An 11,737-nucleotide genomic window follows, 5' to 3' on the forward strand; every position below is an offset into this window, starting at 1 on the left:
ACGTCTGAGGGTCACTTCTTTCCCGGAGGCGCGTACTCCTTGAGGTAATGGGCGACACGGGTGCAGTAGTCGCGGTACTTCGGGGGAACTCCGCCCGTGTCGTTCACTTTCGAGTACGACGTCCGGTAGGCGGCGGCGAGCAGCACCCGCTTGTCGCCGGGCAGGCCGGACTTCAGGTTGGGCGCCATGAAGCAGAGGTAGCGGCCCATGGCCGGGATGGAGACGGAGGGCGTGAGGGGCGGGGTGGGCGTCGCCGACGCGGGGACGCCGTCGTCGCGCATGTACCAGCGCAGGACGGCGGGGGTCCAGCGGGCGATGCCGAACTCGTGCTTGGCCGGGTCGGAGAGGTTCGGGTCGAAATTGCTCTCGGCCTTCAGCATCGCCGCGACGAGCGCGGGGGTGACGTCGGATTCGGGGCAGGCGTGGGCGGAGTCGACGATGAGCTTTCGGTACTGCACCGGGACGCCCTTGTCCGTGCGGAGTTCGGAGGCGCCGTAGGTGGCCACGCCCTTGTCGTCGGTGCCGCCGGCAGCCGTCCAGGTGCTGATGCCGTACCCCAGGGCCGCCACGGCGACGGTGGCGGCCGCGGCGCCCGCGATGACCGTCCGCTGGCGTCTGCGCCGCGGCAGCAGCCGGGGCAGGCGCGGCGAGCGGCCCGAGCCGGCGGCCGCCTCGACGCGGCGCAGCAGCGCCTCGGTGGTGATGCGTGCCTCGTGCGTCCGGGCCAGGCAGTCCCGCACGATCTCCCGCCAGGCGTCCGGGAGTTCGGGCGACAGGCGCAGTTCGTCGGTGGCGCGCGCATAGGCGGCGGCCGCGTCGCGGCGGGCCGTCGGGGTGGCGCCGGACAGCGGGAAGGAGTCGGTGAGGACGAGATGGGCGAGCACACCGAAGGCCCAGACGTCGGCGGAGGGGCGGATGCGCCGGCCGCGCTCGCTGATCTCGGCCCACAGCAGCTCGGGCGGGGTGTAGTCGGGGGTGGAGAAGGCCGGGGTGTAGGCGTGGGTGCCCTCCAGTTCGGCGGCCATGTTGAAGTCGGCGAGCCGTGCCGAACCGTCCGCCATCAGCAGCACGTTGGCCGGTTTCAGATCCCCGTGCACCCAGCCCGCCCGGTGCAGCTGGGCCAGCCCCTCGCAGACCTGGGCGAGCAGGGCGGGCCCGGCGTCCGGGCGCGGCGCGGCGGCGAGCAGCGCGGACAGGGAGCCCTCGGCCCGCTCCAGGACGAGGACGGTGGCGCCGTCGAGTTCGGGGCGGCCGGGGTCGTCGACGACGAGCGACTCGTACATCCGGATCAGCCGCGGCCTTCTGAGCCGCCGGTGCAGGTCGATCTCGCGCTCGATGAGGTCGCGCAGATGGGCCAGTTGGCGCGGGGTACCGGTGCCGGTGGGCAGGAACTTCAGCGCGGCGGCGGTGGGCAGTTCCGCGGTGCCGCCGGTGCGCCGGCCCGCGTACACGCTGCCGAAGGCGCCCGTCGCGATCGGCTCGCGCACCTCCCAGGCGCCGACCCGGTAGCCCCTGGGCACCGGTACGGCGTACGGCTCGGTCACCGGGCCGTCCGGCCCGCGTCGGCGGCGGCCAGGACGACCAGGTCGTCCTCCCGTACAAGGTCGAAGCGGAGCGCCAGGGAGACCAGGGACTCCTTCTTGCCGTTGAGGCGGGGACCGGTGTCCGCCGTCTCCGGGCCCGGCTTGAGCCGCAGCTTCACCGCCAGGTAGTCGATGTTCCACTGCACCGAGGTGCGCGAGGCGGCCGGCCAGGCGGGGCGCAGCCGGTCGACGACCTGGTCGACCGTGGGCAGCGGGGCGTGCGGATCGCCGCGCAGCCGCGGTTCGCACAGGGCGGCCAGGACGGCGAAGTAGCGCTTGGTGCGGTCGACGGAGAAGGCGGGCGCGGTGGTGTCCCCGTCCGGCCCGGCCCCCTCCCGCAGATAGTCGTGGCGCGGCGCCCACACCTCGATCGTCAGCAGGTCCCCGGCGGCGGGCAGCACGATCCGTGAGAACTCGAACGGGATGGGCGCGTCGAGCCGCCCCGGGCCGACCTTGATGTGCTCGCCGGCGCCCTCCGGGTTCTCCACCACGTAGGTCTGGTGCGCGGACAGGTTGGTCAGTATCCAGAACGCGCCCTGGGCGCTGACTTCGCCGGCCCGGCGGGAGACCCCGTCGTGCGGGATCGTCAGATCGTTGCCGGACGCCCGCCCGAAGCTGAGGCGTTCGCCGGGTGCGAGCCGGATCTGGGTGTTGTGGTCCTGTCGGTCCTCCGGGGTCGGCGGAGGTACGACGATGATGCTGTACAAGGTGCGTCTCCCCGTGCCTGACGGCCACCCCCGGCCGGGTCTGGCCACCCCGGTCAGCCTAGGGGGACGCACCAGGGCCGTGCCTCCCCCTGGACGGGTGAGACACGGCCCTCGGCGTCGAATGGCGCGAACTGTTCTGTCGCGCGGGGTGGTTCAGTAGCGCGGTCGGTTGAACCAGGCCGCGCCGGACGGGGCGATCATCGCGGCGGCCATGATGCCGCCGAAGCCCATCCACAGCAGCGCCGAGATCAGTCCGGCGCTGGTGCCCTGGTTCGCCGCGCCGATCAGGATCAGGACGCCGACGAGGGCGCCGAGGATGCCGTAGACCATCGTGGTGATGCGGATGCCCTGGCCGCCGCGGGTGAACTTCACGCCCAGCGTGATCGACAGCCCGGAGAGCCCCAGGAAGATCAGCGCGAGGACGAGGACGATGCCGGCGCCGTCGTGACCGATGTTGGAGAAGGTGTTGTTGCCGAAGGTGTCCTCGCCCGCGTTGGACACGTCGTTGATCGTCGCAGCGACGTACAGCGCGAAGATACCGGCGATGATCTGCACGGCCGCCACGATGTAGAGCAGGACCCGCGCCGTGACCATCAGACCCGGCATCGTCTGCGGCATCATGTTGCCGCCCGGGTACCCGGGGTAGGCGGGCTGCTGCGGGTAGCCGTAGGCCTGCGGAGGGGCGGGCGGCTGCTGCGGGTAGCCGTAGCCGGGCGCGGTCGGCGGCTGCTGCGGCGGCGGGCCGTAGGGGTTGTTCGGGTCGCCAAAGCTCATGGCGGTCTTCCTCCGTTGGTCCAAGTGCGGGGACGACGCGCGGCACGGTTCGGAGGAGAGTTCTACAGATGCGGTCCGTCCCCCCGGCACTGTCCGCGGCACTGTCTGCTCATCGTTCTTTAGGTCGGTCTTACTTGTCCAGCCGGAAACGTGAGGTGTTGTGCAAGTGCAACATCGATGATCATGCTGTGACAGAGCGGGAGACAGCGGGAAGGAGGAGCGGCAGCGGACGGCGGGGTACCCGGATTGGAACCAGGGGCCGGTCATCCGCGAGGATGGGGGTATGACCGCCCAGATTCTCGATGGCAAGGCCACCGCAGCCGCGATCAAGTCCGATCTGACCGCCCGCGTGGCGGCGCTGAAGGAGAAGGGCGTCACGCCCGGCCTCGGCACGATCCTGGTCGGGGACGACCCCGGCAGCCAGAAGTACGTCGCCGGCAAGCACCGCGACTGCGCGCAGGTCGGCATCGCCTCCATCCAGCGCGAGCTGCCGGGCACCGCCACCCAGGAGGAGATCGAGGCGGTCGTACGGGAGCTGAACGAGGACCCGGCCTGCACCGGTTACATCGTCCAGTTGCCGTTGCCCAAGGGCATCGACGAGAACCGCATCCTGGAGCTGATGGATCCGGCCAAGGACGCGGACGGCCTGCACCCGATGAACCTGGGCCGCCTGGTCCTGAACGAGCCGGCCCCGCTGCCCTGCACCCCCAACGGCATCCTCTCCCTGCTGCGCGCGCACGGCGTGGAGATCAAGGGCGCCGAGGTCGTGGTCGTCGGCCGCGGTGTCACCATCGGCCGGCCCATGCCGCTGCTGCTCACCCGGCGCAGCGAGAACGCCACCGTGACCCAGTGCCACACCGGCACCCGCGATCTGGCCGCCCACCTGAAGCGGGCCGACATCATCATCGCCGCGGCCGGTGCCCCGCACCTGATCCGCGCCGAGGACGTCAAGCCGGGCGCCGCCGTCCTGGACGTCGGTGTCTCCCGCAACGCCGAGGGCAAGATCGTGGGGGACGTCCACCCGGACGTCGTCGAGGTGGCCGGCTGGATCTCTCCGAACCCCGGCGGCGTGGGCCCGATGACCCGGGCGCAGCTGCTGGTCAACGTGGTCGAGGCGGCGGAGCGCAGTGCCGGCTGAGGAGGCCCGCGCGGGGGCGGTCACCCGCGGAGCACAGAGCGCGGGGGCGGTCTCCCGCGCAGCGCACGGCGCCGAGGAGCGTCCGGAGCGGACCACCCGCCGCTTCCCGCGGATCACCCGGGACACCGCCCGGCCCGAGGGCGGCGGCCGGGCGGCGTCCGGTGACGCCCCCGCGCCGGCGCGGCAATGGCCCCTGCTGGTGGTGCTCGGCGGGGTCGCGTGCGGCCTGCTGCTGACCGCCCTCGACGTGTTCCGCGTCGGCACTCTGTTGATCGGCGCGGCCCTGCTGGCCGGCGCGGTCCTGCGCTGGATACTCCCGAGCGTCGGCATGCTCGCCGTACGCTCCCGCTTCACGGACATCGCCACCTACGGCGTCCTCGGCCTCGCGATCGTCCTGCTGGCGATGATGGCGCAGCCGCATCCGTGGCTGCAGATACCGTTCCTGAAGGATCTCCTGCACGTCACGCTCAGCAGCAACAGGTAGCCGAGTACGCAACGCGTGCCTCGACGGTACGGCGGTTCGCCCCCACCCCCGAAGAGGGGCGAACCGCCGTCCATCAACCACCCTTCCGCCCGTGAACTCCCTGTTCAACGGCTGTCCTTGCGCTGTGGCACGGAAGTGACCGTTCCGCTACGGCGCCGGCGCGCGCCGTCCATGCCCCCGCGCGCCCCCACTCCGGGAACTGGGATCCGTAGGCAGGGCATCCTTATGGGTAGCCAGGACGGGGAAGGCCGGGGGGAGAGCAGGGGGGGAAGCGATGCCTCGTTGGAAAGACCTGCCAGAGGAACTGGATCCGCAGATCAAGGAGTTCACCCAGCAGGTGCGGCGGCTCGTGGACCGCAGCGGCCTGAGCGTCGCCGCGCTCGCGGACCGCACGGGCTACAGCAAGACGTCCTGGGAGCGTTACCTGGGCGGTCGGCTCCTCGCGCCCAAGGGCGCGATCGTCGCGCTCGCCGAGGTCACCGGCACCAACCCGGTGCATCTGACCACGATGTGGGAGCTGGCCGAACGCGCCTGGAGCCGGGCCGAGATGCGGCACGACCGCACCATGGAGGCGATCCGCATCTCCCAGGCACGCGCCGCGCTGGGGGAGTTCGGCGCGGCGGAGGCGACCGGCGGCCCGTCCGGCGGGTCCGGCGGGTCCGGCCGCAAGGGTGCCGGCGCTGCCATGGGCATCGCCGGCCCGGCCGGCGTCTCCCCGACCATCCCCACCCAGCCGACGGCCCCCGACGCCGACGCACGGGAGGAGACGGGGCGCGACCGGGGTGCCGGGCGCGGTGGGGCCGACGGTCGTGATCGGGCCAACGGGTCCGGTGGCGGATCGGCCGACGGTTCTGGTCGTGGTTCGGCCGAGGGTTCTGGGCGTGGTTCGGTCGACGGTTCTGGGCGTGGTTCGGCCGAGGGTTCTGGGCGTGGTTCGGTCGACGGTTCTGGGCGTGGTTCGGCCGAGGGTTCTGGGCGTGGTTCGGCCGAGGGTTCCGGTCGTGGTTCGGTCGGGGGCTCGGGGCGCGATGCGGGCGCGGGCTCGGGGCGTGGCGCGGGCGACGGCGTGGGACCGGGTACGGCCGACCGCGCGGGCCGGGGGCCGGCCGATGCGGCTGGAGGAGGGCCGGCCGACGGCGCGGGGGCGGCCGAGCGGGACGGCGCCGGGAGCGGTGGGGCCTCGGGGGGCAACTCCTGGGGTCTGGCCGGGTATCAGGGCCCGTCCAGGGCGAGCGCCCGTCCCGGCACCGGGGTGCGCGCGGGGGACGGCGCCCCTGCCGCGAACGGTGCGCGTCCCGCCGGCACGCCCGGGGGTCCCGGCTGGACCCCGACCGTCCCGAACCCGTACGACGGCCGGCCACAGGAGCCCCGGCCCGCTGGGGGCACCCCCTCCGGCGGAGGCACCCCGGCCCCGGGGAACGCCGGCCGGCAGCGGGTGATCATGTTCCTGGCGGGGCTCGTCGGCGTGCTCGTCGTCATCGGCGCCGTCTTCTTCCTCACCGACCGGGGCGGTACGAAGCACGGGAACGCCAAGCCCCCGTCCCCGAGCGCCAGCACGCACGGGACGCCGCCGCCCGGGGTCAAGTGCACCGGCTCCGCCTGCGACGGCAAGGACGCCGAGGCCATGGGGTGCAGCGGCGACCTGGTGACCACCGCCAAGACCGCCACCATCGGCACCACCACCCTGGAGGTCCGCTACAGCAAGGCCTGCGGCACCGCCTGGGGCCGCATCACCGGCGCCGCCCAGGGCGACAGGGTCCAGGTCTCCGCCGGGACGGCCCGGCAGTCCGGTGAGACCTCCGGCGCCGGCGACACCATCGCCTACACCCCGATGGTCGCCGTGAAGAACGCGGCAGAGGCCAAGGCCTGCGCGACACTGGCGTCCGGGCGGACGGGGTGCACCAGGTAGGCCGGACGCGGAGCCGACGGCCGGTGCCGGCCGGTCCGCCGGCGCCCGGGGCACCCCGGGTGGTGGCGCGCGAGAGCTGCGGGCAGGACGGTCGGGGCGCGGTGATCCGGGCGACCGGGCGGACCGGGTGCCCGGAGGGAGCGCGGCACAACGCGCTTGCGGCGGCGCGTCGTACCGCTCCACCGACGGGGAAGCGGGGGTTGCGAACCGGGGCATACGGGGCGCAGGGCAGCGGGCGTGCGGCGTGCCGGGAATCGGTGGGATGAAAATCCGGAGCCGGGCGCATGGTGGGCCGGATTCTGGGCACGCGCCCAGTACCCCCCCACGGGAGTCCGGCGATCCGGTACCCCCACCTGGCGGCCGCCTCCGTCCTCTCCCCCCCTCTCCCGGACGGGCGGCCGCCCCTTCGTTCGACACACCTCCGACTTGTGGGGTGATCCACACGGCCCCGGACGTCTCGCATGCCGGATGCGCGATAGCCTGACCGCTGGATCGATCTCTTGACGCCAAGAGATCGATCATCCGCCCGGGGCCGGGACGCCCCACCGCCAGCTGTCATACGGAGAACGCCATGACCCGCACTCCCGTGAACGTCACCGTCACCGGCGCGGCCGGCCAGATCGGTTACGCCCTGCTCTTCCGCATCGCCTCCGGCCAGCTGCTCGGCGCGGACGTGCCGGTGAAGCTGCGCCTGCTGGAGATCACCCCGGCGCTCAAGGCCGCCGAGGGCACGGCCATGGAGCTGGACGACTGCGCCTTCCCGCTGCTCCAGGGCATCGACATCACGGACGACCCGAACGTCGCCTTCGACGGCGCCAACGTAGCCCTCCTGGTAGGTGCCCGCCCCCGCACCAAGGGCATGGAGCGCGGCGACCTGCTCGAGGCCAACGGCGGCATCTTCAAGCCCCAGGGCAAGGCCATCAACGACCACGCCGCGGACGACATCAAGGTCCTCGTCGTCGGCAACCCGGCCAACACCAACGCGCTCATCGCGCAGGCCGCCGCGCCGGACGTCCCGGCCGAGCGCTTCACCGCGATGACCCGCCTGGACCACAACCGCGCGCTGACCCAGCTCGCGAAGAAGACGGGCTCCACGGTCGCCGACATCAAGCGCCTGACCATCTGGGGCAACCACTCCGCCACCCAGTACCCGGACATCTTCCACGCCACCGTCGCCGGCAAGAACGCCGCCGAGGTCGTGAACGACGAGAAGTGGCTGGCCGAGGACTTCATCCCGACCGTCGCCAAGCGTGGTGCCGCGATCATCGAGGCCCGCGGTGCCTCGTCGGCCGCCTCCGCCGCCAACGCCGCGATCGACCACGTGTACACCTGGGTCAACGGCACGGCCGAGGGCGACTGGACGTCCATGGGCATCCCGTCGGACGGCTCCTACGGCGTCCCGGAGGGCCTGATCTCCTCCTTCCCGGTCACCACCAAGGACGGCAAGTACGAGATCGTCCAGGGCCTGGACATCAACGAGTTCTCTCGTGCCCGCATCGACGCGTCGGTGAAGGAGCTGGAGGAGGAGCGCGAGGCGGTTCGCTCGCTGGGCCTCATCTAAGAGTTCCGTAGATCTGACACACGCTCGGCATCCCGCCGTAGGGGGTGCCGAGCGTTGCCGTGTGCGGGTGCGTCGTGGCTGGTCGCGCCCGCGCGGCGGTAGCCGCATATCCGGCAGAGCCCCGCGCCCCTTTCGGGGCGCCTTCCGTACCCGGCGATCACCAGCGCCGTAGCCCCCAGCACCACCACCCCCACCGTCCGCAGCGCCGGCCCCATGCCGTGGAGCAGGTCCGCGTGGGCGGACAGGACCGTGCCGGTGACCGCGACACCCAGCGCCGCCCCCGTCTCCCGGGCGGTCGTGCCCAGGCCCGAGCCGAGGCCTGCCTGGTGGGGCGGGAGGGAGGTGACCACGCCGACGGTCAGGGCCGGCATGGACAGCCCGGCACCTGCCGAGATGACCAGGAGCCAGCAGACGAACACCGCGTACGGCGTGCCCGCGTCGGCCGTGGACGCGCCGAGCAGGCCGAGGCCGATGAGGGCGAGACCGGCGCCGATGACCGCGCGGGGGCGGCCGGCCCAGCGGGCGGCCAGCTTCTGGGCCACGGCCATCCCGAAGACCAGGGGCATGATCGCCACGCCCGTGACGGCGGCGCCGTAGCCCTTCACGCCCTGCAGGTACTGCGAGTTGACGAAGAACAGGGAGAACAGGCCGAAGAACGCGGTGGCCGTGCCGAGCGAGGCCGACCGCAGCCGCGGCGAGGCGAAGACGCGCGGGTCGAACAGCGGGGTGGCCGAGCGCAGGGCATGGCCGGTGAAGGCGGCGACCAGCAGCGCGCCCGCCGCGAAGGCGCCGAGGATGCGGGCGGACGTCCAGCCGTAGGACGGGCCCTCGATGATGCCGAACAGGGCCGCCACCAGGCCCGCGGTGAGCAGCAGGGTGCCGAGCGGGTCGGGGCGGGCGGCGCCGGAGCGTTCGGTGCGCGGGACGGTGACCGACGCGGCCACCGCGAGGACGACGGCGAGCGGCACCATCACCGCGAACAGGGCGCGCCAGGTCAGGAACTGCCCGGCCAGGCCGCCGCCCAGGTTGCCGGCCGCGCCGCCCAGACCGATCGACAGCGTCCAGGCGCCCATCGAACGGGCCCGGTGCTCCGGCGCGGACAGCTGCATGAGGATCGACAGGGTCGCCGGGGTGATCAGTGCGGCACCGGCGCCGGACAGGCCCCGCCCGGCTATCAGGACGGCCGGGCCGGTCGCGAGCGCGCTGGTGGCGGCGCCCGCCGCGAACAGGGCGAGCCCGGCGAGCAGGGCGCCCTTGCGGCCGTACCGGTCGCCGAGCGCGCCGGCCGGGATGAGCAGGCCCGCGAAGACGATGACGTAGGCGTCGACCGTCCACAGGATCTCGGTGTGCGAGGGGCGCAGCGACGACGAACTCAGCTGTGGGATGAGGAGGTTGATGGCGGCGACCATGCTCTGGGCGACCAGGACGCAGGCGCACAGCGCGATCAGGGTGGGGCGTTTCAGGGCGTGCGTGGGCACGACTCCTCCCGGGAGCTTCGGTGGGTGGTGTGGGATGCGCCCTCACCGTAGGCTCGCCGGTGACCTGCTTTCCAGTGCAACCTTCGCAAGGGATACCTGCACATGACGCAATCCGCCGGGCTGGACCTGAATCTGCTGGTCGCGCTGGACGTGCTGCTGGAGGAGCAGAGCGTGCAGGGCGCCGCCCGCCGGCTGCATCTGTCCGAGCCCGCCATGAGCCGCACCCTCGGCCGGATCCGCAAGGCGCTCGGCGATCCGATCCTGGTGCGGGCCGGGCGCCAGATGGTGCCCACCCCGCACGCGCTGGCCGTACGGGCCGAGGTGGGCGCGGTGGTGGAGCGGGCCCGGGCCCTGTTCGCGCCGGGCCGCGACACCGACCTGCGGACCGTCTCCCGCACCTTCACGATCGTCGGCCACGACGCGGTCTCCGCCACCCACGGCGCCGCCCTCTTCGCCCGCGCCGCCCGCGAGGCGCCCGGGGTCCGGCTGCGCTTCCTGTCCGAGAGCCACGTGGACCTGCCGTTCCTGCGCCAGGGCACCGCCGACCTGGAGATCGGGGTGATCGACACGGCCGCGCCCGAGGTGCACCGGGAGACGGTGTACGAGGAGCGCATGCTGGGCGTCGTACGGCCCGGACACCCGTTGCTCGACGGGGAGTTGACGCCCGAGCGGTTCGCCGGGGCGGCCGGTCACCTCAGCGTCTCCCGGCGCGGCAGGCAGCGCGGCCCGATCGACGACGCCCTGGCCGAACTCGGCCTGACCCGGCGGGTGGTGGGCAGCGTCGGCACCTATCCGGCCTCGCTGTTCGTGCTGCGCGAGACCGACCTGATCGGGCTGATCACCACCTACGGCCGCCCGATGGCCGACTCCCTCGGCCTGGTCAACTTCGAGATCCCCCTGCGACTCCCCTCGATCGAGGTGGGTTTCGCCTGGCACCCCCGGCACGACGCCGACCCCGCCCACGCCTGGCTGCGCGGCTGCGTGAGGGAGTTGATGACCGGTATCCGCATGCCCGGTACATCGCCTGCGCCTCAGTGAGCACGGGCACCATCCTCGGGGCGTACCAGGGCCGCCTCGTCATAGCCCACGGACCCGCCGGCCGGCTACCGGGCGTGGTGGCCGGACGGCGGGTCCTCGTTCACGGTGGGGACGGTGTGGAAGCGGTGAGCTCGTTCACGGGGTGGAATCCGGCGGATCGTTGTTCGTGGCGTGCCGGGGGCGGTTCCTGGTCGAGATCTGGCCGACGAGTTCCCAGAAACACACCAGAGCGGTGACCGGCGGAATCCCGAAGATGACTAACGAGAGCAGCGCATGCGAGGAGTGGCTCACACACAGCGCCACGGCCATCGCGGAAGCTGCCAGCACCACGCACCAGGAGCGCCGTGCGCTGCGGCGCTGAGCGGTGGCCCGCAGGACGGAAAGGGCGGCCACGAACCACGGCCCGTACACCGTCAGCGGCCAGCACTGCGCCAGTCTCGTCGGCAGCACCGAGGAGGCGATTCCGCGCAGCTGCCAGTAGGAATAGCAGACGGACCAGCCCAGCATGCACAGCGCGCACACCGTCACCGTCGCGATCAGCAAGGTGATGTGGGTGAGGCTCCGGCCGCCGTCGAGCAGATGGGACTCATGACGGACCCGTCGGCGGTTGCTCCGGCGCGGGGACGGCATGTCCAGGGGAGTGACCGGGCTGACGCTGGTCGGCGTGGACAGTATCTGGGCCAGTTCCTCGACCGGGTCCCAGTCGTTCGGCGCGATGTCCTGGTCCGGGACGTTCCAGGTTTCCAATCGTTTTACCTCCGTACCCCCGCCTCAGGACGCCCTGTACAGAGCCGCCATCGTCCGCCGGTATTCATTTTCCATCGTGTTGATTTTCGTAAGGAAATCATCGAGCAGGTCCGAGCACGACGTGACGTCCGTATCGCCGCTCCAGCGCAGCATGGTCGTCCTATGATCCTCGGCCGGGTGCCAGTCCAATCGCATCACGGTCACCTAACGACGGCCGGTGGAGGTGGGCTTTGGGGCATTCGGGGGAATTGTAAATACACAGGCAATTGTATTCCGTGAATACTGCAATTAAATGGTCGGCGTGTTGAGTGATCAGGT

10 protein-coding genes are annotated in these 11,737 nt (G+C 72.3%); 5 read left to right on the forward strand and 5 right to left on the reverse strand.

Annotation, left to right across the window (positions count from 1 at the left end; translation table 11 throughout):
- Positions 1-11: 11 nt before the first annotated feature.
- The 3 genes from ACWC2T_RS07730 to ACWC2T_RS07740 all read right to left on the reverse strand — a co-directional run bounded on the left by ACWC2T_RS07730 (position 12) and on the right by ACWC2T_RS07740 (position 3,064).
- Positions 12-1,544, reverse strand: a complete 1,533-nt coding sequence (locus ACWC2T_RS07730) for a protein kinase domain-containing protein (RefSeq protein ID WP_450669503.1) — start codon at positions 1,542-1,544, stop codon at positions 12-14.
- Positions 1,541-2,290 (reverse strand): FHA domain-containing protein, encoded by a 750-nt coding sequence (locus ACWC2T_RS07735; RefSeq protein WP_450669504.1) that lies wholly within the window; start codon positions 2,288-2,290, stop codon positions 1,541-1,543. The genes ACWC2T_RS07730 and ACWC2T_RS07735 overlap by 4 nt, the downstream gene beginning before the upstream one ends.
- A 153-nt stretch (positions 2,291-2,443) precedes the next feature.
- The gene (locus tag ACWC2T_RS07740; protein ID WP_450669505.1) at positions 2,444-3,064 is read right to left on the reverse strand and encodes a hypothetical protein; all 621 of its coding nucleotides are present in this window, start codon (positions 3,062-3,064) and stop codon (positions 2,444-2,446) included.
- Between the two features lie 283 nt (positions 3,065-3,347).
- Between ACWC2T_RS07740 and ACWC2T_RS07745 the strand changes: the two genes are divergently transcribed.
- From ACWC2T_RS07745 to ACWC2T_RS07760, 4 genes are all read left to right on the forward strand, one after another.
- Entirely contained in the window at positions 3,348-4,202 is an 855-nt protein-coding gene (locus tag ACWC2T_RS07745; protein WP_450669506.1) for a bifunctional methylenetetrahydrofolate dehydrogenase/methenyltetrahydrofolate cyclohydrolase, read from the forward strand.
- Positions 4,192-4,686 carry a DUF3017 domain-containing protein gene (locus ACWC2T_RS07750; RefSeq protein WP_450669507.1) on the forward strand — a complete coding sequence of 165 codons (495 nt, stop codon included), beginning with the start codon at positions 4,192-4,194 and terminating at the stop codon, positions 4,684-4,686. The genes ACWC2T_RS07745 and ACWC2T_RS07750 overlap by 11 nt, the downstream gene beginning before the upstream one ends.
- Positions 4,687-4,960: 274 nt before the next feature.
- Entirely contained in the window at positions 4,961-6,595 is a 1,635-nt protein-coding gene (locus ACWC2T_RS07755) for a DUF2690 domain-containing protein (RefSeq protein ID WP_450669508.1), read from the forward strand.
- Between the two features lie 571 nt (positions 6,596-7,166).
- Positions 7,167-8,156: a malate dehydrogenase gene (locus tag ACWC2T_RS07760; protein ID WP_208899197.1), complete on the forward strand. Its 990-nt coding sequence runs from the start codon at positions 7,167-7,169 to the stop codon at positions 8,154-8,156.
- On the opposite strand, the gene ACWC2T_RS07765 is transcribed toward ACWC2T_RS07760, so the two are convergent.
- Positions 8,153-9,634, reverse strand: coding sequence for an MFS transporter (locus ACWC2T_RS07765; protein ID WP_450669509.1), 1,482 nt, complete (start codon positions 9,632-9,634; stop codon positions 8,153-8,155). The genes ACWC2T_RS07760 and ACWC2T_RS07765 overlap by 4 nt on opposite strands.
- A 102-nt stretch (positions 9,635-9,736) precedes the next feature.
- Here ACWC2T_RS07765 and ACWC2T_RS07770 point away from each other — a divergent pair, with 102 nt between their 5' ends.
- The gene (locus tag ACWC2T_RS07770) at positions 9,737-10,672 is read left to right on the forward strand and encodes a LysR family transcriptional regulator (RefSeq protein WP_450669510.1); all 936 of its coding nucleotides are present in this window, start codon (positions 9,737-9,739) and stop codon (positions 10,670-10,672) included.
- Between the two features lie 135 nt (positions 10,673-10,807).
- On the opposite strand, the gene ACWC2T_RS07775 is transcribed toward ACWC2T_RS07770, so the two are convergent.
- The gene (locus tag ACWC2T_RS07775; RefSeq protein WP_450669511.1) at positions 10,808-11,419 is read right to left on the reverse strand and encodes a DUF2637 domain-containing protein; all 612 of its coding nucleotides are present in this window, start codon (positions 11,417-11,419) and stop codon (positions 10,808-10,810) included.
- Positions 11,420-11,737: the final 318 nt, after the last annotated feature.

The sequence above is a fragment of the Streptomyces sp. NPDC001393 genome, assembly GCF_053597455.1.